Annotated in this window: 20 protein-coding genes and 1 tRNA gene; 6 read left to right on the forward strand and 15 right to left on the reverse strand. The window is 39.6% G+C overall.

Annotated features, from left to right (window positions below; all coding sequences use genetic code 11):
- Positions 1 to 355: 355 nt before the first annotated feature.
- The 8 genes from RV00_RS11890 to RV00_RS11925 all read right to left on the reverse strand — a co-directional run bounded on the left by RV00_RS11890 (position 356) and on the right by RV00_RS11925 (position 11,778).
- The gene (locus tag RV00_RS11890; RefSeq protein WP_071862816.1) at positions 356 to 1,861 is read right to left on the reverse strand and encodes a HAMP domain-containing sensor histidine kinase; all 1,506 of its coding nucleotides are present in this window, start codon (positions 1,859 to 1,861) and stop codon (positions 356 to 358) included.
- Positions 1,858 to 2,544 carry a response regulator transcription factor gene (locus RV00_RS11895; protein WP_071862817.1) on the reverse strand — a complete coding sequence of 229 codons (687 nt, stop codon included), beginning with the start codon at positions 2,542 to 2,544 and terminating at the stop codon, positions 1,858 to 1,860. The genes RV00_RS11890 and RV00_RS11895 overlap by 4 nt, the downstream gene beginning before the upstream one ends.
- Positions 2,545 to 2,654: 110 nt before the next feature.
- Complete coding sequence (gene gndA, locus RV00_RS11900; protein ID WP_071862818.1) at positions 2,655 to 4,076, reverse strand: NADP-dependent phosphogluconate dehydrogenase; 1,422 nt, start codon at positions 4,074 to 4,076, stop codon at positions 2,655 to 2,657.
- A gap of 243 nt (positions 4,077 to 4,319) precedes the next feature.
- On the reverse strand, positions 4,320 to 4,499 hold the full coding sequence (gene rpmF, locus RV00_RS11905) for a 50S ribosomal protein L32 (RefSeq protein WP_010740070.1): 180 nt from the start codon (positions 4,497 to 4,499) through the stop codon (positions 4,320 to 4,322).
- Between the two features lie 57 nt (positions 4,500 to 4,556).
- Positions 4,557 to 5,105: a YceD family protein gene (locus RV00_RS11910; protein WP_071862819.1), complete on the reverse strand. Its 549-nt coding sequence runs from the start codon at positions 5,103 to 5,105 to the stop codon at positions 4,557 to 4,559.
- 463 nt (positions 5,106 to 5,568) lie between these two features.
- Complete coding sequence (gene pyk / locus RV00_RS11915) at positions 5,569 to 7,353, reverse strand: pyruvate kinase (RefSeq protein WP_071862820.1); 1,785 nt, start codon at positions 7,351 to 7,353, stop codon at positions 5,569 to 5,571.
- A gap of 61 nt (positions 7,354 to 7,414) precedes the next feature.
- Entirely contained in the window at positions 7,415 to 8,377 is a 963-nt protein-coding gene (pfkA, locus tag RV00_RS11920; RefSeq protein ID WP_071862821.1) for a 6-phosphofructokinase, read from the reverse strand.
- Between the two features lie 140 nt (positions 8,378 to 8,517).
- Positions 8,518 to 11,778, reverse strand: a complete 3,261-nt coding sequence (locus RV00_RS11925) for a DNA polymerase III subunit alpha (RefSeq protein ID WP_071862822.1) — start codon at positions 11,776 to 11,778, stop codon at positions 8,518 to 8,520.
- Between the two features lie 213 nt (positions 11,779 to 11,991).
- Between RV00_RS11925 and RV00_RS11930 the strand changes: the two genes are divergently transcribed.
- On the forward strand, positions 11,992 to 12,171 hold the full coding sequence (locus tag RV00_RS11930; protein WP_071862823.1) for a YjzD family protein: 180 nt from the start codon (positions 11,992 to 11,994) through the stop codon (positions 12,169 to 12,171).
- A 95-nt stretch (positions 12,172 to 12,266) separates the two neighbouring features.
- Here the strand turns inward: RV00_RS11930 and RV00_RS11935 are convergent, their stop codons facing one another.
- Both RV00_RS11935 and RV00_RS11940 read right to left on the reverse strand, forming a co-directional pair.
- Positions 12,267 to 12,677, reverse strand: coding sequence for a hypothetical protein (locus RV00_RS11935; protein WP_071862824.1), 411 nt, complete (start codon positions 12,675 to 12,677; stop codon positions 12,267 to 12,269).
- A 69-nt stretch (positions 12,678 to 12,746) separates the two neighbouring features.
- On the reverse strand, positions 12,747 to 13,949 hold the full coding sequence (locus RV00_RS11940; protein WP_071862895.1) for a multidrug efflux MFS transporter: 1,203 nt from the start codon (positions 13,947 to 13,949) through the stop codon (positions 12,747 to 12,749).
- A 273-nt stretch (positions 13,950 to 14,222) separates the two neighbouring features.
- On the opposite strand from RV00_RS11940, the gene RV00_RS11945 reads away from it, so the two are divergent.
- Positions 14,223 to 15,029 carry a Cof-type HAD-IIB family hydrolase gene (locus RV00_RS11945; protein WP_071862825.1) on the forward strand — a complete coding sequence of 269 codons (807 nt, stop codon included), beginning with the start codon at positions 14,223 to 14,225 and terminating at the stop codon, positions 15,027 to 15,029.
- Positions 15,030 to 15,084: 55 nt separating this feature from the next.
- Here the strand turns inward: RV00_RS11945 and RV00_RS11950 are convergent, their stop codons facing one another.
- From RV00_RS11950 to RV00_RS11965, 4 genes are all read right to left on the reverse strand, one after another.
- Entirely contained in the window at positions 15,085 to 15,867 is a 783-nt protein-coding gene (locus RV00_RS11950) for a DUF4357 domain-containing protein (protein WP_071862826.1), read from the reverse strand.
- 145 nt (positions 15,868 to 16,012) lie between these two features.
- Positions 16,013 to 16,240: a hypothetical protein gene (locus tag RV00_RS11955; protein WP_071862827.1), complete on the reverse strand. Its 228-nt coding sequence runs from the start codon at positions 16,238 to 16,240 to the stop codon at positions 16,013 to 16,015.
- Positions 16,241 to 16,366: 126 nt separating this feature from the next.
- A tRNA-Ser gene (locus tag RV00_RS11960) sits at positions 16,367 to 16,454 on the reverse strand.
- A 40-nt stretch (positions 16,455 to 16,494) separates the two neighbouring features.
- Complete coding sequence (locus RV00_RS11965; RefSeq protein WP_071862828.1) at positions 16,495 to 17,067, reverse strand: TetR/AcrR family transcriptional regulator; 573 nt, start codon at positions 17,065 to 17,067, stop codon at positions 16,495 to 16,497.
- A 390-nt stretch (positions 17,068 to 17,457) separates the two neighbouring features.
- Between RV00_RS11965 and RV00_RS11970 the strand changes: the two genes are divergently transcribed.
- The 4 genes from RV00_RS11970 (at position 17,458) to RV00_RS11985 (ending at position 21,075) form a co-directional block, all read left to right on the forward strand.
- Positions 17,458 to 18,210: a threonine/serine exporter family protein gene (locus RV00_RS11970; RefSeq protein ID WP_071862829.1), complete on the forward strand. Its 753-nt coding sequence runs from the start codon at positions 17,458 to 17,460 to the stop codon at positions 18,208 to 18,210.
- A gap of 45 nt (positions 18,211 to 18,255) precedes the next feature.
- The gene (locus RV00_RS11975; protein ID WP_071862830.1) at positions 18,256 to 18,705 is read left to right on the forward strand and encodes a threonine/serine exporter family protein; all 450 of its coding nucleotides are present in this window, start codon (positions 18,256 to 18,258) and stop codon (positions 18,703 to 18,705) included.
- Positions 18,706 to 18,881: 176 nt separating this feature from the next.
- Positions 18,882 to 19,481: a TVP38/TMEM64 family protein gene (locus RV00_RS11980; protein ID WP_071862831.1), complete on the forward strand. Its 600-nt coding sequence runs from the start codon at positions 18,882 to 18,884 to the stop codon at positions 19,479 to 19,481.
- A 34-nt stretch (positions 19,482 to 19,515) separates the two neighbouring features.
- Positions 19,516 to 21,075 (forward strand): glycerophosphodiester phosphodiesterase family protein, encoded by a 1,560-nt coding sequence (locus tag RV00_RS11985; RefSeq protein ID WP_071862832.1) that lies wholly within the window; start codon positions 19,516 to 19,518, stop codon positions 21,073 to 21,075.
- Between the two features lie 202 nt (positions 21,076 to 21,277).
- On the opposite strand, the gene RV00_RS11990 is transcribed toward RV00_RS11985, so the two are convergent.
- Complete coding sequence (locus RV00_RS11990; RefSeq protein WP_071862833.1) at positions 21,278 to 21,496, reverse strand: hypothetical protein; 219 nt, start codon at positions 21,494 to 21,496, stop codon at positions 21,278 to 21,280.
- Positions 21,497 to 21,679: the final 183 nt, after the last annotated feature.

Consider the following 21,679-nt stretch of genomic DNA (forward strand, 5'->3'; position numbering starts at 1 on the left):
TTATATCTTAACAGGTTACTGTCTCGATGTCAAGAACTTTCTCTCAAAAACTTTTTATAAAAAAACATTTTTGGATGACTTCTCGCATCAGCGACTTTATAAAAATACCACAAGTAAAAACATCCGTCAACTATTATTTTGAATCTTTTTTCAAGATGCTTTATTCTCTTGGGAACAGATAATAATATAGCAATCTTCAAGTTACATTGCAACTATTTTTTGAACTTTTTTCAATCTTTTTTGCTTTTTCGAACGTTCTTGCAAAACTCCAAAATAACGTTCGATTTTAAAACAAAAATAACGCTATCTAGAATAATTTCATCTTTGAACTTTCGCATAAAAAAACAACCGAATTTTACTCGGTTGTCTCTTCTTCTAGCATTGGAATAAAAATTCTAAAAATCGTACCCTTTCCAACAGAGCTTTCGACACTAATATTTCCTTTATAGCTCTCTAAAAGTTTATGAGCGATAGACAATCCTAAGCCATTTCCGCCTTTTGTTCTAGCACGGGCCTTATCTACTCGATAAAAACGATTGAACACTTTACCAATATCTTCATCGGGAATCCCTTCACCAAAATCTTGAATCGCGATTTCAAAACGATTGAAGGTTGAAGAAACAGAAATATGGACTTCCTTACGATCAGTCGAATATTTCACTGCATTATCTAAAATAATAATCAAAATTTGCTCTAAGTGATTGCGATAAATTTTTAAAATCTTTTCTTTATCCAAATCATCATCTAAGGTAAAGGTAAATTCTGGATAAAGTAGTTTGAAATTATTAAACACTTGGTACGTAACTTCTTTGGCTTTTGAGGTTTCATTGCCATAATAAACATCTACTTGCTCAGCTCTAGATAAATCTAGCATCTCTTGAACGAGACTCTTCATCCGAACCAGCTCTTGTAAACTGGCTTGAATCGACTCATCAAGAATCTCAGGATCATCTTTTCCCCAACGGTTCAGCATATTCAAATGTCCTTCGATTACAGCGACTGGTGTTCTTAGTTCGTGAGATACATCCTCTACAAACTGTTCCTGTTGCTCAATATACATTCGTATCCGATCAATCACATCGTTAAAAATCACCGCTAAGTCCGCCAACTCATCATTAGTTGTAATGTCTGGAACATGGACTTCTGCTTGCGGATCCTGACGGATAATTTCCATGGTATCTCGGAGAATTTTTACTGGCTTCAAGAAATAGGAAGACAATAAGAAACCAAAGAAACTACTTAACAACAACGAGAAGATTTCTAAAATGATCAACGTTAATAGCAATTTGCTCCGCATCTCATAAAAATCTGAAAGCTCATAAAAAATCTGGGCATAGCCGATTTTCTCACCGGTTTTTTTGGAATAGATTGGTTCAACCGACAGAAATCCATTTTTTTCATCCACCGTCACAATAGTAGGACTTTTATGCTTTGTCTGAACTAATGGTTGATACTCTTCCTGTGTTTTGAAAATCAATTTTTTGTCTAGATTATAGATGTCTAGCGATAGTTGTCGTTGACCTAGCTCTGAGATGAAATCGTCGATGCGCATCATATTGCCTTCTAAGGTCATGTTTTGATCATATAAAGAGTTGTCTTGCGCAGTAGATTCCGTCAATGTTCGATACGTACTTACGAGCGTCAGCTCTTCATCCGCATCGGCTAGCCGCGAGGTCACCGCTGTAATGGTCCGTTCGACGTTGTTTCGTTCCTTCGTTACAATCAGATTCACGGAGGACTTGTAAGTAATCACCGCGAAAATAGTAAACACCACAAATATAAAGAAAGAACTTGTAAAGGCCCACTTGATGGTAAGTGAGGGCCCTTTCAGTTCTCTTTGATTCTTGATAAATTTTCTCATGAGCGCATAACGTAACCAGTACCACGCACTGTTTGGATATAGCTATCTTCACCGGGTACATCAATTTTATTACGCAAGTAACGAATATATACGTCTACCACATTGGTTTCGACTTCTGTTTCATAGCCCCAAACCTTATTTAATAGAACATCACGGGCAAGAACCACATTGACGTTTTCCATTAGTGTTAACAGTAACTCGTATTCACGTTTCGTTAATTCGATAATTTCATTGCCACGGCGAACCACTCGATTTTCTTTCTCGATCGTTAAATCGCGGTACGTAATCGTGGTTTGTTTAGCAACATTTTTATCGCCTTCGATATCGATACGGCGAAGTAATGCGCGTAAGCGTGCTAATAATTCTTCGATTGCGAAAGGTTTGACGATATAGTCGTCTGCGCCATGATCCAAACCTGAAACGCGGTCAATAACTGAATCACGAGCTGTCATCATAATAATTGGCGTATTTTTCACCTGACGGACGCGACGGCAAACTTCAAGACCATTTAATTCAGGCAACATTAGATCAAGTAAAATTGCATCCCAGTCACTTTCCAATGCAGCTTCAAGGCCAGTTCTGCCATTATAATGCACTTCTGTTTCGTAACCTTCGTGCTTTAATTCCAGCTCGACAAAACGAGCTAGATTTTTTTCGTCTTCAATGATCAGAATATTACTCATTTTTTTAGTTCCTTTCCAAGTTAAGTTTCATTAAACCTTTACCATTATAGTGGTATTCATACTAAAAAGCTATAGCCAGTTTAACATGGGATTTTAAATCAGCTGTTTTTTTATTCTTCGTGATACCAGCTGTAATGATAAATCCCCTCTTTATCGGTCCGTTCATAAGTATGAGCACCAAAGTAATCACGTTGCGCTTGGATTAGGTTTGCTGGTAAACGTTCAGCTCGATAAGAATCATAATAAGTAATCGCTGATGAGAAGGTTGGAACTGGAATACCTGCTTGAACAGCAATCGCTACAACATCACGGACAGCTTGTTGATACTTCGCGGTAATTTCTTGGAAATATTCATCTAGCATCAAGTTCGCCAAGTCTGCATCTTTTTCGTAAGCATCGGTAATTTTTTGTAAAAAGCGAGCACGAATAATGCAACCGGCACGCCAGATTTTCGCGATATCGCCAAATGGCAAGTCCCATCCGTATTCTTTTGAAGCACTGCGTAATTGCGCAAACCCTTGCGCATAGCTCATGATTTTGCTGAAGTACAATGCTTCACGAATTTTTTCGATCAATTCTTGTTTGTCGCCTTCGTATTTATAAGGAGCTGGTTTTGGCAAGACTTTGCTAGCGGCAACCCGTTCATCTTTATATGCAGAAATAAAACGAGCAAAAACTGATTCAGTAATCAACGGTAGTGGCACACCAAGGTCTAAGGCACTTTGTGAAGTCCATTTACCAGTACCTTTATTACCAGCTGCATCCTTAATCACGTCAACGATTGGTTGATCCGTTCCTTCATCATCTTTACGTGTCAAAATATCCGCTGTGATCTCGATCAAATAGCTGTCTAATTCGCCTTTGTTCCATTCGGAAAAGACATCCGCCATTTCATCAACTGATAGTCCTAATAATTGTTGCATCAAATCATACGATTCGGCGATCAATTGCATGTCGCCATACTCAATACCATTATGAACCATTTTTACATAATGGCCCGCACCATTGGCACCGATATAAGTAACGCATGGTTCACCGTCTTCAGCTTTGGCAGCGATTTGCTCAAAGATCGGCGCAACTAAATCATACGCTTCTTTTTGACCACCAGGCATCATTGAAGGACCTTCTAACGCACCTTTTTCACCACCGGAAACACCAGTACCGATGAAGTTGATTCCTGAGTTGGCTAATTCTTCATTGCGGCGAATCGTATCTTTAAAGAACGTATTTCCTCCGTCAATCAAGATATCGCCTTTATCTAAATGAGGTAATAATGATTGGATTGTTGCATCCGTAGCAGGCCCCGCTTTGACCATCAATAAAATTCGACGAGGTTTCTCAATCGAATCAACAAATTCTTCAATCGAAAAAGTAGCTTTCAACTTGCGATCAGGATGTTCTGCAACAACCTCCTCCGTTTTTGAGCCTGTCCGATTGTACAAGGCAACAGAATACCCGCGGCTTTCAATATTCAAGGCTAGATTCTTGCCCATTACTGCCATACCTACGACACCAAATTGTTGTTTTGACATAATTATCCTCCTAATTCGTGTTAAACACTTATTTTTCTTTAGAAAAATAAGATAGATTCTTTCCATGTTTAACGTTTCTACCATCCGTTGAACACGCAGTAAAATCGTTTTGTTAGTATTCAATACGTTTCTCATTATATCCTAACAAAGTAAGAATGGAAAATGAATTGTGTTAACTCTAAGAAAAAAACCCCAAGACTCCATGGTTAGTCTTGAGGTTTTGGCTTCTCTATTAAAAAGTGCTTATGCTTCTTTAGACATAACATCTTTTCCATCATAGTAGCCACAGTTGGCACATACGTGATGGCTCTTCTTCATTTCGCCACAGTTTGGACATTCGTTCAAACCTTTGATGGTTAATTTGTAGTGAGTACGACGTTTGTTCTTTTTAGCTTTTGATGTTTTTCTAGCTGGTACTGCCATTGGGTGTTACACCTCCTTATAAAATGAAGTATCATTAATGATACATTTATTCCAATCTTACTGATCATCTTCCTCATTGAATAATTCCGATAACTTCGCAAGACGAGGATCAATTGTTTCAGCAGATTCCTTTTTCTGGAAATACTCTTCTTCGCTAACAACTTCCCAATCGTTACCTTTTGGAAGGTCGGTCGCTTGCTTTTCTTCCTCAGAAAAAACTTGTAGCGGAATCGCCAGTAAAATGTTGTCTTCGATGGAGTCCGTCAAGTCGATCGTATCATTGTCTATGACAAGGATCTCTTCGTCTCGCTCATCTTCCAGTGAAGACCATTGCTCCCGTGTCATGAATACCTCATCCACCGATAAATCAAGCGGTAAGTCAACTGGTTCCAAGGAACGTGCTGAAGGAACAGTTACAATTGTTTTCAATTGATAATGTAAAATGTATTCATTTTTTCCAACAGACAAGAGACCCTCCACAGTAACCGGAGCTACCGCCAAGATTTCGTTATCTCGTGCTGTTAATGTTTCACTTACATCGATCGTTTCTGAAAAATTTAGTGCTTCTTCTTTGTAGCGGCGTAATTCGCCAATCGACCATTTCATTATTCATCACCTCTAAGCAACAATCGCTATTATACAGGTGTAAAAAATCTTTGTCAATGAAATTTTCTTGACACCCTTAAAGGTTTTTCAACTCACCTAGATTTTAAGCAATAAGACGAAAATAGATAGAAACCGTTCATCAGATTTATATACATTTTTGCTTATTGTTGAAAAATTCAGCTTAGGACGCTAGATATCCGAACAAAACCAGTTATCCTTTTTCGAAAATACTCATTTCAGACAAATTTGATTTACCCATAATCTTAGCCGACTCAAATAATTAGGAAATATAAACTTTATCAAAATTTATGCGTATCGTCAGCGACAGACTATCCAACTAAACGTTTCGCATACGATTTTTCTAATCACGCTAAAGCGTGATTAGAAAAACTCGCAAAAGGAGACTGTGACAAATTGTCGCAGTCCCCCGCATCTCTTTTTTAAAACGCTGATCTAAAGGTTATTAGATCGCTGTTGTTTGTCCACGGTATACAATACCACGACGAGGGTCAACAGTGACTAATTCACCGTCAACAACAGTTGAAGTTGCTTCTTTAGCACCTACGACTACAGGGATATCTTGAGCGATACCAACGACTGCAGCGTGTGAAGTTAAGCCGCCATCTTCAACGATCAATGCTGCTGCTTTTTCGATTGCTGGCATATATTCTTTATCAGTTGTAGGAACAACTAAAACCATACCATCTTTTGCTTTTTTAATTGCTTCTTCAGCAGATTTAGCAACGACTGCATGAGCAACGACTGTTGATTCACCAACGCCTTGCGCTTCTAATAATTTAGAACCGATCATTTGAACTTTCATTACGTTAGTTGTTCCACGTTCGCCAACTGGTACACCAGCAGTGATTAAGATTAAATCGCCTTCTGAAGCGAAACCTAAATCTACAGCTTGTTGAGCAGCTAAGTCGAACATTTCATCAGTTGTTGTTGGTTTTTCAGCAACTGTTGGATAAACACCCCAGTTAACCATCAAGCTACGTTTTGTACGTTCGTCAAAAGTAACAGCCAAGATATCAGCATCTGGACGGTATTTAGAGATCATACGAGCTGTGTGACCTGATTCAGTCGCAGCAACGATTGTTTTAATACCTAAGTTTTTCGCAGCACGAGCAACAGATAAACCAATTGTTTCAGTTACGTTTGATTTGTCGAATTCGTTGATTTGGAATGAACCTAATTCTGATAAAGCAGATTCAGCTTCCATATCGATGCGAGCCATTGTACCAACAGCTTCAACTGGGTATTTACCGTTTGCAGATTCACCAGAAAGCATCGTTGCATCTGTTCCGTCAAATACAGCATTGGCAACGTCAGAAGCTTCCGCACGTGTTGGACGTGGGTTTTCTTGCATTGATTCTAACATTTGAGTTGCAGTGATTACTGGTTTACCAGCGTAGTTACATTTTTTAATGATACGTTTTTGAACCATTGGTACTAATTCAGGTGCGATTTCAACACCCATATCTCCACGAGCAATCATGATACCGTCAGAAACTTTGATGATTTCGTCGATATTATCGATTCCTTCTTGTGATTCGATTTTAGGGAAGATATGAACGTGTGTCATATTTTTTTCTTCAAGGATTTCACGAATATCAAGAACGTCTTGTGCTTTACGAACAAAACTTGCAGCGATAAAGTTGATGTCATTGTCTAAACCAAAACGGATATCATCTGCATCTTTTTCAGTGATCCCTGGCAAGTTGATTGAGATTCCAGGAGCGTTCACACCTTTACGAGAACCTAGCATACCAGCATTTTTAACTAGCATAATTAATTCGCGGTTAGCTTCGTCTTTGTCTACGATTTCCATGTCGATCAGACCATCATCGAATAAAATGTGTCCGCCGATATGTGCATCGTCGAATAAACCTGGGTAAGTCACAGCAATTTTTTCTTTCGTTCCTTTTAATTCAGAGTCCATTGAGATGCGTGTTTCGTCGCCAACGTTAAATTCGATATAACCAGCACGACCGTAGTCTGCTTCTGTTGTGTCTTGAACAGTTGTACGGATTTCAGCACCTTTAGTATCTAATAAGATACCAACATCTTTACCTGTTTTTTTGACTGCATCACGAACCATTTGCATACGTGACAATTGTTCTTCGTGATCTCCGTGTGAAAAGTTGAAACGGAACACGTTGGCACCAGCTTCGATTAATTGAGAAATTGTTTCAACTGTGTTACTTGCTGGTCCTAATGTACTAACGATCTTCGTTTTTTTCATTACGTAATACGCTCCATTCTTGATTGTTTATAATATATAGTCTGCACTATTATTAACGAGATTAAAATGAGATTTGGTTGTTTAATTCATACAACGATAAATCAGGTTTGTGTTTATTGTTTTCTAATGTGTCGATGATGTCAGCAGCAACGACGTCATTGTTTTCGATTCCGATACACAATCCGCCTTTACCTTCTAATAATAAGTCAACAGCGTATGAACCAAATTTACTTGCTAATACACGGTCGCGAGCGCTTGGAGAACCACCACGAACAACGTGACCTAACACACTGACACGTGTATGGAAGTCGCCGTATTCTGCTAGTTTATCAGCGAATTCATTTCCGCCCATAACGCCTTCAGCCAAGATAATCAAGCAATGTTTCTTCCCGCGGTCACGGCCTGCTTGAATTTTTTTTGCAATTTTTTCCATATCGAAATCATGTTCAGGAATCACGATTTCGTCTGCTCCACCAGCAACACCTGACCACAAAGCAATATCGCCTGCGTTACGTCCCATTACTTCGATGACGAATGTACGAACGTGTGAAGTTGCAGTATCACGGATACGGTCAACTGATTCTAATACGGTGTTGATTGCTGTATCAAAACCAACCGTGAAATCAGTTCCGGGAATATCATTATCGATCGTTCCTGGGATACCAACAGCTGGATAACCGTGTTTTGTTAAAGCCATCGCACCATGGTAAGAACCATCGCCACCGATAACCACTAAGCCTTCAATACCGAATTTTTTCAATTGTTCGATCCCTTTTAATTGCCCTTCTTCAGTAGCAAATTCAGGATAACGAGCAGAATATAAGAAAGTCCCGCCGCGTTGGATCTTATCTCCAACATCAGCAACGTCTAGACGACGGATGTCTCCAGCAACCAATCCAGCAAAACCGTAATTGATTCCGTAAACTTCCATGCCTTCGAAAATTGCTTTACGCACAACGGCACGAACAGCAGCGTTCATTCCTGGAGCGTCTCCTCCACTTGTTAAAATTCCAATGCGTTTCATTTTCTCACCTCATAAATATTTCTCGAAAAACGTACATCGTTTAATTCATGGTACATTCTACCAAAAAACATCCCAAAAGTCTTGGGATGTCCACGTGAAAAGCCGAGTTTTTGCAAAAAGTTTTTGAAAGTTACAAGAAATCATCTTATTACGATGTTTTGTTCCCCTAATATGTCACGTAAAGCATTTAACAGGGTGTCATTAATCCCCACCCAGAACTTTTTATCCAACACAATCTTTTTGCGATTTTTTTCATAATAGATAATCACCGGTACTTTTCCTGGAGAAGTTTGGAGTTTATCGGCAATCGCTTGTTGAATTGCTTGGTCATCTTTCTCTGTTGGCACACGCAAAAACAATGTTTGGTCACTGATATTTTCTTCAGCAATCTCTGCTAATTCCAATTCTTCCACTAACAACTGAAGGGCTTGATCATAACGACTGCGTTCGACCTTTCCAGCGACTAAATAAACCTTTTCTAACTCCAGCGCATTGCGGATTCGACGATAGGTTTGTGGAAAGATTGTCAAAGAAATCTCGCCACTTTGATCATTTCCAGTCAAGAAGGCCATCTGCTCACCCTTTTTGGTGCGAATCTCGCGTATATCCTTTAAATAGAAAAGAATCTTGCTGCGGCTACCGACAGATAACTCCGTGATAGCACGCAAGTCCTTTTGTTTAAGCAACTTAGGGAAATTCTCCGTAGGATGGCCTGAGACATACAACCCTAGATATTGTTCCTCATAGTTCAAACGCTCAGCTAAAGAATAATCCGCTAACGGCCGCTCCTTTAAGCTCATCACGTCTAACAAAGACATGCTGCCACCGCTATATTGCACGTTCTGGATTTTCCCTTCTAATTCTTCGATTAGCTGTCGACGATTGGAATGCAGTTCATCAAAAGCACCAATCAAAATCAATGGTGCAATGTACTCATTTTTCAACCAACGTTTTTCAACACTTAACAAAAACTGATCTAAGGACTTAAAGGGACCATTTTCTTTGCGAGCCGTCAGAATGTTGCTGACAAAGTCCCGCCGAATTCCTTTAATGGCATCTAAACCAAAGCGAATCAACTCTTTTTCGACTAAGGTGAAGCTGTACTGACTACGGTTAATATCCGGCGCTAATAATTTTACCCCGGCTCGATTGGCTTCCGCGATGTATTCCCGCAATTTTTTCGGATCATTCCGCACCGATTGCATCAATGCTGTATAAAAGGCCCCAGGATAATGAACTTTCAAGTAGGCCATTTGATAGCCGACAAAACTATAGGCCACCGAATGAGAACGGTTGAAGCCGTAATTCGCGAAACGTTCAATATAGTCATAGACTTCTTCGGCGCTTTTCTGACTATGCCCTCGTTGAACAGCCCCATCAACAAAATGTCGACGCTCTTCGTCTAATAAATCTTTTTTCTTTTTGCTCACCGCTCGGCGCAAAATATCGGCTTGTCCTAAACTAAAGCCGGCCATCTGAGCAGCAACTTGCATAATTTGTTCTTGATAGACGATAAAGCCATAGGTTGGTGCTAAGATTGGCTTCACCGACGCGTCTGGAAAAGCAACGGGCTCCTTGCCATTTTTACGAGCGATAAATTGGTCGATGATCTGCATTGGACCGGGTCGATACAGCGCATTAACCGCTACGATATCTTCAAAGTCGGTAGGATGTAATTTGCGCAACACGTTTCGGATACCCGCAGATTCGAATTGGAACACGCCGCTTGTCTCTCCCCGCTGAAATAACGCCAAAGTCTCTGCATCATCTAAAGGAATTTTTTTAAGATCCAGTTCCTCATGATAAATGCGGCGAACATTCTGTAAGGCTGTATCGATGATGGAAAGATTCCGCAAACCAAGAAAGTCCATTTTCAATAAGCCGATCGCTTCTACATCCGTCATGGTGAACTGAGTCAGTAAAATGTCCTCCGAACCATTTTGTAATGGCACGACTTGCATTAAATTCACATCGCTGATCACCACACCGCCAGCATGGGTGGAAACGTGTCGAGGCAACCCTTCCAGCGTCAAAGCGGTTTGAAACAATAAATGGCTTCGCTCATCATGAGCCACTAGGCGTTTCAAGGGCTCCGACTTTTCGTAGGCTTCCTTCAACGTAATTTTCAATTGACTAGGTATGGCCTTTGACCATTGATTGGCTTCACTTTGAGAAAGGCCAAATACTCGGCCGACATCCCGCAAGACCATTTTGGCCGCCATCGTACCAAAGGTCGCAATTTGCGACACGTGGAAATGTCCGTATTTTTCATGGACATAATGCAAGACTTGATTACGGCGATTATCAGGAATATCCAGATCAATATCGGGCATGCTATTGCGTTCTGGATTCAAGAAACGTTCAAATAAAAGATCGTATTTGATTGGATCAACATCGGTGATACTCAGAACATAGGCAACCAGCGAACCGGCAGCCGACCCACGACCTGCCCCAGAAGCGATTTTGCTGCGATGAACATAATCCATGACATCCCAAACAATTAAGAAATAGTCATCAAAGCCCATGCTATGAATAATCGCTAACTCTCGTGTCAGGCGTTGACGATAAATTTCTGTTACTGATTCGATCCGCTGCGGTAATTTTTCCCAGCATAACTCTTGTAAATACTCGTTGGCTGTTTGCTTGGTTGGTACGGGATAATGAGGCAATAGTTTTTGATGCAGCGGCAGTTCAAACTGACACTTCTCAATTATTGCTTCGGCATTCCTGACAGCCTCCGTTTCATTTTGGAAGCTTGCTGCCAACACTTGACTATCTAATAGGTAGTTTTCTCCCAGCAGATTACTTAATTCATCTTTTGGCAGCTGCGTGCCATTTTGGATATGCTGCATCACCTTAATGGAAAAAGCCTGATCTGCTTCCAAGTAAGCCACTTGTTGGATCGCGATTCTCGGTAATTGCGTCGTCAAATCAAACGTATCACTGTTTGGCGAAATTCCTAAATAAAATTCTTTCGGCGTTTCCTTTAACACTTCCGCGATAGCAGCATCTCGATGATCTTCTAAGCCATCTACCGGTAAAACGATGACTAACTTTTCTGTCTGAAGCTGATAGTCTGAGAGCAGCAATGGTTTTTCCGCCATCATGCGTTCACTAGACAAGCGCATCAGCTCCTGATAACCTGCGACATCCTTTGCATAAAACAGTAACTTCGCTGTTTCTTCAGCCAAAGCAAAATCCAATTCTAAGCCAATGATCCCAAGTATTTCTTGCGCTTTACAGGCTTGGAAAAATTCTACCGCGCCGTACAAGACATTTTCATCGGTAATAGCGATCGCCGAGTAGCCACGTTTTTTGGCGGCCTCGACGTATTCCTTGATTGTCAGCGTACTGTTTAATAATGAATAGGAAGTTTTTGTATATAGTTGTGGGATTCCCATGAGATCCTCCTAGTTCGTAGTGATATTTTTAAATAAATCTGACTGCTCATCTATGTAACACGAATTTCAAAAATCATTAATAGTAAATTTCACGCCAAAAACTGTCGCTGTTCCTACAAATGAAAATTCATTTTTGTTGCAGGACTTTTCTTTACATTTTCAAAAAAAATGCTAAACTGAACCTAGATATTACTGCGAAAAGAGGTGCTCTTGATGAAATATCTAGTTACATTATTTTGGGCTTTCGCAATTGGACAAGCCGTTTGTTATTTAGGTGGTGCCTTGCAAAGCGGGACTTATAACTTCGAACTATCTACGATTATTTCGTTAGTTGTTGGTGTTATCGCGATTATTACCGCACGTTTTGTTTCACCCAAAAAAACTGAAGCATAAACAAAACCAGTTACTTTATTGTAACTGGTTTTTTGTTTATTTCAAACTGCTAGTATCATAAAGATTTCAGCTAACACAATTTCAATGCTAATAGCTTAATGCTGATAAGCAGAAAAAGGTACAGGTAGTTTATATTTACGAATCAACCAGAGCGCTAATGTTAATTGAATAAGACTAATAATCATAAAAATTATCTGAATTGGAAAAATAGCCGCCATCAATAGCCACTGGATGATAATCCATACTCCGGTAATAAAACCCATGAAAGCAGACAAGTAGGCGCCTATTCCAAGCCCTTTCCCAAGTAAAATCCCACTGATTAGATTTCCACCAAAAATCACGACCAGCAAAAAAATCCCGGGAACTAAAAAGGTCTTAAAGGGAGCATGAACCAACATATCGGTGCTCACTCCCATACTGGCAGCTCCACCAGGAATCAACGCTGCTCCAGCACCGGTTGCTCCAAGTATTGCCATGATCAAATCAAAAATCACCAATCGTTTCATTTCCCTTCTCCTTCCTTTTCAGATTGCAAACTATAATTTGCCAAAAGTTTTAACCAAGTTCTCTTTGAATTATATTTTTGTTTTCGTCACTAATAACTTACGGAAATTAAAGGTACTTAAAATGATATTTCCGAAAACGCAGACACTGGTCACGATAAAAACAGAGGGATAACCCATCGTGTGTGCCACCGTCGATCCTAGCATTGGACCAATCACCTGACCAAAGTTATTAAACATTTGATTATAGCTGTAGATTCTACTAACGCCTTCTGGAGGACTGATTTTGCCAATCAATGTATTAATCGACGGCATCAAAGCCCCCGTTGAGAAACCTAGGAAGAAGCGCAGCACACCTAATTGAAACGGTGTTTTGACAAAAGCCATCGGAATAAAACATAAAAGAGATAAGACTAGTCCCGCCAATAAAACTTTATGATTACCGATCCGATCGCCGACTTTCCCCAACGTTGGCGAAGACAAGATCGCCGACACCCCAGCCGCTGAAACGATGAATCCGCTGACTAACAAGGTATTACTACTAGGGCCGCTTAGCTGTCGCACATACAATGTCAAGATTGGACTGATACTAGTCGCGCCTAACTGTAAAATCAAGGTACTAATAAACAAACCAATCAAGATCGGCATGTGATCGATTCGTTTGCGCAGCTCTCCCATACTAACAACATCTTGCTTTTCGATAGGTGTAAAATCTTCTTTGACCATAAAAATAGTCAACACAGTACAAATCAACAAAATAATTCCAGTAATAATAAATACATTTTCTAACCCAAACCATTGAGCCAGCAGTCCACCGATTGACGGACCGATCAAACTCCCTGCTACCGCACCCGTTGAGAGTGTCCCTAAAGCCCAGCCGCTTTTTTGTTTTGGTGCTTGCGAAGCGATCATCGCCGTTGCGTTAGGAATATAGCCTGATAGGACACCGGTCATAAACCGCATAATTAACAGCCAATAAACATTTGGGACGAAAGCCAGCGATCCCATTGTCACGGTCATTCCAGCTGCAGCTCGAATCATCATCAGTCTTCTACCTTTTCGATCAGCCAAGCTTCCCCATAAAGGTGAAACGATCGCCGCGGCAAAAGCAGTCACCGAAATCGCCAAGCCGGAAAATAATTCAACTTGTGATTCTGGCGTCCCCAACTGTTCAATGTAAACAGGCAAGAACGGCATGACTAAACTAAAGCTTGCGCCAGTAAAAAAACAACCAATCCACGAAACAAATAAGTTTCTACGCCAATTGATTTTCATTGCTTCAAAACCCACTTTCTTCCATTTACCTATCTCTACTATACCAGAGAATTTAACAAAAACGTTTTCGTTGGCTTAACCAATCAGAAATATATTTAATAATTTCATTATTTTTAAGCGCTGTTGTTGCGTTTTTTAATGGATATGCTAGACTAAAACAAGTTGAACCTAAGAATCTTCGTCTAGTTTAATAGTAGTTGGAAACCTAATTTGGGGTCAACTCCTGATGAAGTAGGCGTTGCATATAAATATTTTAATGAGGTAGGAGATTTCATGAAAAAATTGATCGCTATTGATTTAGATGGGACGACGCTAAATCAAGATTCTGTAATAACTGAAAAAACCGCTAAAACATTGCATCGTGCGATTGAAGATGGACACTCTGTGGTGATCGCCACCGGCAGACCCTACCGTATGAGCAAGAACTTTTATCAAGAACTACAGCTAACCACACCGATGATCAATTTCAACGGCGCTTTGGTTCATCTTCCAGAACAAAAATGGGCAGGAGAACAAGAAATTTCCTTTAATCGCAGTATTGTGTTTGATTTGTTAGCGGAAAAGAAAAATTTAAAGCTGGATTTCATCGCAGCGGAAAATCGCGAAACTTTCTTTATTGATGACCTAAACTTTTTCGATCAGCACTTTTTTGCTAGTGATTTCGCTACGAATGACAATTTATTAACGGTGAACACACTTCAAACGAATCCAACTTCTGTTCTACTAAGGAGCCAACCGGAAAATGTCGGTAGTGTTTCTGAAGAATTGAAGCAGCAATTCGGTCACGAGGTTGAAGTCAACACTTGGGGCGGACCTAAGCCGATTTTAGAAGTTGTAGCTAAAGGTATCCAAAAAGCCCACGGTTTGAAACGAGTCTTAGAAAGCGTCCATCACAAGCAAGAAGACATTATCGCCTTTGGTGATGAACACAACGATGTAGAAATGTTGAAATTTGCTGGTTGGGGCGTCGCTATGGCAAACGGGACTGATCAACTGAAGTCCGTTGCTAATGATATTACTGAAATGCCTAACAGCGAGGACGGCATGGCTGATTACTTAACAAAATATCTTGATTTATAATCGCAAAAAACGCAATGCTTCTTGTAGAAGCACTGCGTTTTTATTTATCTCCGATTTATTTAACTACGGTATACTCATCAATCGTTTTGCCATTCTGATCCTTTAAGACTAACCAGCCATTTGTGCCGGCAAAATAAAGAAAGATCCCAACTTCATTGACACTTTTTAAAATAATATCCTCAGTCGTCACACCATTGGTTATTTTGTCACTGTGATCTGCTCTTAGCTTTTCAGTCAGTCGAGCACTAAAGCCGATTGAACCATCTTTATTCAAAGGCATCTCCATTTTTAACTTGGCCCCTGCCTTCAGCAACATCTCATTGCGTTTTTGCCAAATTACCTCTCCTTTTGAATCACTGTAATCAATATAAAAAGGAATCTCACTGACCTTTTTATTCCAGCGATGTTGGGCTTTCATTGGTTTCTTCTTTTGTTTCTCGTTGACGATGCCAAAGGTCGCAAAAATCGCAAACAATTCCGTTTGAGTATTGGTTAACGTTGGAAAATGATTGGCGGCGATTTTAGCTGTATCAACTAGACTTTTCACCGTTAATTGATTGTCCTGCCAAGCTTGCAGCATCACTTGGGCCAGCTCGATTCCTTCAATATCCCACGGAATCGTGATGGCAATCACTTGATCTGCCTCCTTAATAGCCGACTTATCCCACTCGTGATTATAATCGATCGCTTTAGGTTCACGACCTGTAACATAAATCAATAACTGATCAGAAGTCATTGCTGGTAATTTCTTCAACTCTTGATAAAAAATCAACGCTACCCCTGCTTCAGTTTTTATTTTGGTACTCGTCTTTGTAATCTCAACGGTCAATTTAATCATACGATCAGCCTCGAATCTTTTTTCTTTCAGCTTATAAAAAAAGCGTCTAACAGTCGAATCATACGTCTTTTCCAATTATAAAAAGCGTCGCTTCGAAAGGAATGCTTGAGACATTTCTTTCGAAGCAACGCTTTTCTTAGTCCATTTACTCGATGATCTGCTTTACTTTAAACGCTTCTCCCTGATCTGACGCTGACAGTTGGTCATCTAGCTCAAATAAAATATGCGTTTCATTTTTTTCATCTTCAACGATCACGAGCTTTCCCAATGGATCGCGGTTGTCTTTCACGATTTGGGCCTCTTTAATCAACTCTTTAGGATCACGTTTCGAGGCCAGAGCATTGCCTAAATTAAAGAAAACTGTTTCTTCCATTTATCTTCACTCCTTAATTTCATTGCGGCATAATGAATCATTCATTCTCTTCATTATATCAGAAAAAGAGCTGGGATACGGAAAAGCAACTGCCTCCGTGTTCCAGCCCAATAACGATAAGATAAAAGGAAGGTACGGGATTTGAACCCGTGCACCACATTACTGCGGCTCGCCGGATTTCGAGTCCGGTGCATTACCACTCTGCCAACCTTCCGCATCATCCATCTTACCTCTTTGCTTCAATTTGTCAAGATTTATAATGCGTCTAAGACAGAAGTATCTTCTTCTTGCAAGATATTATTGATCGTCCGGTTAATCAGATGAACAATTTCATCTTGACTTGGTGAAATGATACCAGAAGACATCAATGTTGCGATCCCGGTCACGGCGATCCATGTCCCAACGTGCAGTGCATTGATTTTCTTTTCAGATAGCTTGCTGTATTTCGGATGTTCCATAATCAATTGGTGGAAGTAATTGTATGAAAAGTCGTGCATTTTTTTCCCGCCGCCGTATTCTTGTACATATAAGGCATTGTAGAGGTTGCTTTGTTCCTTGGCAAAATAAACATAGCTTAAGCCTAAATCGATGATTGAATCACCAGTCCGAACTTCTGGGAAAATATCGTAATACAGGTGATTACAGATTTCATCTAACAAAGTATTTTTAAGGTCACTCATGTTTTTAAATTCTAAATAGATTGGTTGCGTGCTGATCCCCATTTTTTTGGCGATGTTCCGTGCTGTAAATCCAGAGAATCCTTCATTTTCAACAACTTCATAGGCAGCCTTTAAAATCTGGTCTTTGGTATAAACTTTTCTTCTCATTTCTATTCCTCCCAGAATGTTATTATTTTTGTTGTCATTTTATTTTAATCAAAAATTGATTAGTTTTGCAACCCTTATGCAACATGTTATCTAAATTTAGTGATATTTTTTTAAAATAGAACGTCTTAGAATGAAGTTTTTTCTTACATAAGGGGTGGAACCGTTTTTATTAATTTGATAATTTTATGTTTCTATAATTAAAAAATAAAAGTGTCGTTATGCTTTTGATTCATTTTTGTTTCTTTAAAAATAATAAGACTCGCTGGATAAAAAAATATCTTGTTACTTTATTATACTTTTTCTCGTAGTCAGTGACAATCCTTATTCTTTTTCTTGTCTATTTTCTTTATTTTCACTACTATAGTATAGGAACGCAGAGGGGGAATCTTTATGGAGCAACAAAATTATTCACAATTAGTCTTAAACACCTGCTTAAAAGCCGGAAAAATCATGATGGAGTCAGGCTCCGAGGTCTATCGGGTGGAAGACACTATGAAACGAATCGCTATCAACGCGGGACTTGATGATATCCAAACCTATGTCACCGCCACCGGCTTAGTCGTCGGCTTCCCTTCTGAACAAAATAGCCAGGTGATTCAAATCACTTGTCAATCGATCAATTTGGAAAAAGTGACCGCCGTCAATCAAGGTTCTCGCCAATTTGCGGAAGGTGAACTCTCACTGCCGGATTTTTATCTTTATTTAAATGAAGTAGATAACCAGACTCCGGACTTTCCTTACTTATGGAAAATTATTGCTGCCGGCGTCGTCAGCAGCACTTTAATGATCATTTTAAATGGGACTTGGTACGATTTTATCCCAACATTCTTTATCGGGATTACCGGCTTTGCGGTTCACACCTTTGTTGGCAAGAAGCTCCAAATGAGTTTTCTAAATGATTTTCTCGCCGCTTTTGTCATCGGCGTCTTATCATTACTCGCGGTTAAAACGGCTTTCGCGCGTGATGTTAACAGCTTGATTATCGGCTCCATCATGCCATTGGTACCGGGACTAGCCATTACGAACGCCTTTCGCGATATTATGGAAGGACATTTGATCAGCGGTGTAGCTCGCGGTACGGAGGCTTTATTTATTGCAGGAGCCATCGGCGGTGGCATTATCGTCGCCTTTAACTTTTTTTAGTCGCCCAGCAACCAAAACAATCAACTGAAAATAAGGAGCCCAGCCATGACCTTTATCATTAATTTTCTTTTTAGTATGTTTAGCACCATTACCTTTGGCATTATTACGAATATTCCTCGCCGCGCATTTTTTACTTGCGGGCTGACTGGCGCAACGGGTTGGATGACTTTTTGGATCTTGCAAACTTACTGTCATCAAAATATTGGAATCTCTAACTTTTTAGGTGCTTTAATGATCGGACTCATGAGCATTCTCTTTTCTCGTAAAATGCATATGCCTGTGATCGTCTTTAATGTTCCTAGCTTAGTACCACTAGTTCCTGGCGGTCCCGCTTTTATGGCGGTGCGCTACATGATGGATCAAAAGTTTACGGAGTCAATGGAAAAAGTCGTGACGGTTCTCGTTACCGCTGGAGCGATCGCCTTAGGATTCATGTTTACGAATTTAATCGAGCGGGCCTTAAAGCGGACACGTTCAAACTTCCAGCCAAAATAAGTTAAAAACTCAAATTGCTGCCATTTACTGGCAGAGCAGTGATGAAAGCGAAATCATTAAATATCTAAAAAAATTTTAAGTTTAATCTTAAAATGCTAAATTACAACCTTAGACCTATGCTTTTTTTTGATTTATCCCTTATACTTCAATCATGAAGTGCAAAGGAGCTGAATCAAATGAGCGTTGTTCAATCACGACGATTGCTAAATATTATTTCCTTAATCGGAATTGCCTGTTCAATCAGTTTAACTATTTACTTTTATCATTTAGGTGTATTCAATGATATGAATTCGTTGCAACAACTTGTGGGAAACTCTCCCCTCGCCGGACCGCTTATCTTTATTTTGATTCAGATCATTCAAGTAGTCATCCCAATTATCCCTGGAGGCATCAGCCTCGCTGCCGGTGTTCTAATCTTCGGCCCTTATTGGGGATTTCTTTATAACTATATCGGGATTTGTATCGGTTCGTTGATCTTGTTCCTACTAGGCCGTCACTATGGCAAACCCTTGATTCAGCATCTGGTTAGTGATAAGGTATATCAGAAGTATAATCACTGGTTAGATGATCAATCTCGTTTCGAAAAAATGTTTACCTTAGCGATTTTCTTCCCTGTCGCTCCAGATGACGCCCTTTGTCTAATGGCTAGTCTGACAAACATCTCATTTAAAAAATATGGCGCGATCATCTTTTTAGCTAAACCTGCTTCGATCTTCTTATATAGTTTAGCTTTATTGCAAGGTGGCAGCTTATTATCACACTTACTCGTCCACTAATCTTAGTGGACTTTTCTTTTGCCTAGGAGGAGCCATGAAGTTCATCAGTCGTACTGCAAAGTCTTTTTTTCATTCTATTCGTTTACAGGATTTTTTAATCGTTACCTTTGGTTTATCTTTTTTAACCGAAGGGCTCTTTTTATTTTTCCAAGAACTATTCCGACACGGAAACTTTCCAAAATTTTTCTACCTGCTTTTTTTCGCGTTATTTGGTTTGTATGGATTCTTCTTTAGTCAAATTCAAACTCGCAAACCTTTTTTTCAAGATTTTTCTTTAAGCGGGATACTTTTTAGCAGTCTCTATTGGCTGATCCTTTCTCCCATCGTTTTTTTCAAATTCTATCAGCTTTTCTTAGCATACCGGCCACTACCAGCGACGTTCTTATCTTTTATCTTTCTGTATCGCTGGAAAATTTTGCCGATCATTGCAGTGCTTTATTTACTGTTGCTTTATTTTGTCTGGCGGTTTCTGCTGGTTCCCAGCTATTTAAACGATGGTCTTTCTTTAAGAGTAAGTCTGCAAAAAAGTTGGCAGCAAAGGAAGCTGGCAATCGGTCTTCAGCTTATTTCTTTTTTAGTGATTGCTTTACTCTTTTTATTAAGTAGTCTACTATTGAAAGTCCTGTTCACCCTAATGGCACAGCTGGTCGCAACTAGGACTGCTGGTCTGAGTCTATTGCTGCTCTATCAAGCCTGTAAAAGCAGTTTGTTCACGCTCTTCTTTTTATATCTAGCTTTCAATAACCAGGCAGAAGCACAGCACAACTCGGGCAAAAATTATTGGCTGATTCTTCCGATTATTGCTAGTCTTGCTCTTTATGGGCTGACTTATACGCAACGATTGACAATTAAACCAGCCCCCGTTCCACAAACGATCTCGCATCGAGGTGTTTCCGAGGACAACGCGTTACAGAATTCAATCACGGCGCTTAAACGAACTAGTCAAACGTATCATCCCGATTTAGTGGAAATGGACGTTCAAGAAACTGCCGATCACCAATTAGTCGTGATACACGACGAAAACTTGAAGGAACTTGCCGGAAAAAATTTACGCGTTGATGAAACGAACTGGTCCCAATTAAAAAAATTGACATTAAAAGAAAACGGTTATCAGGAAAAGATCCCTTTATTTGTGGATTATCTAGCCGAAGCAAACAAACTCCAGCAAAAATTACTGATTGAATTGAAGGTCAGCGCTAAAACAAAGGAAACGATGATCCAACAACTGCTTCCTTTAAAGGATCAACTGGTTGGACATCAACTGCAAAGCATGGATTTAGATACAGCTCAGAACTTAAAAAAGAACTTTCCCAAACACAAGATCGGCTACATCTTACCTTTTGACCTATTAGGAAGTCCTAAGACTCAGTTGGATTTTATCAACATCGAAGCCCGAACTGCGAATCGCCAGCTGATCCAAGCAATCCAGCAACGAAAACAAGGCGTTTACGTCTGGTCGATCAACACTTCATTACAAAACCAAGCCTTTCAATTGCAAGCAGTCGATGGATTATTAAGCGACAAATTAACAATCTTAAGCCCTCAGAGCAACAGCATCAAAGCCAAAGTAGTCGCTGCTCTTTGGATAAACTAAAAAATTAGCAACCGATTTTCATTGTCGGTTGCTTTTTTCGATTTACAAGCGGTCATTATCAATTTAAAATGATTATTTAAAAACAACCTATATTTAATCCGCAATCACATTTTTTTCAAAGAAAAAACCGGTCTTCTCTTTGAAATAAAGGAGAAAACCGATTTTATAACAAGCGCAATATTTCACATGTATTTTTATAGCTTTAAGCGGTACATTCTGTTTCAAGACACGCAAGCACATCTTCGTACTTCACCAGCAGACGATTTTGTAGCTCAATCACTGATGCACGGTCTGTTGGATCACAGCTTACAACGTTGATTAAAACAGTATTGTTGTAAAGTTGTTCCACCACTCCTACAACTTCTTTTTCTATTCCGATCGCTCGGCATTCATACGAAAGACCAATTTCAATATTATTCATAATAACTCCCCCTTTATTTCTACGTTTTTATAATAACACAATGACGAAAAATTGAAAACGTTTTTTATTACTTTTTTTGCTTTTATATCAAGGGAATAATTACAATTTTTAGAAAATTCGCAAAACACAAACAGAAACAACTATAGTTATTTTTAATCTTACGTTCATTTTTTACTTATCTTT

The sequence above is a fragment of the Enterococcus devriesei genome, assembly GCF_001885905.1.
GTDB classification, from domain to species: domain Bacteria; phylum Bacillota; class Bacilli; order Lactobacillales; family Enterococcaceae; genus Enterococcus_A; species Enterococcus_A devriesei.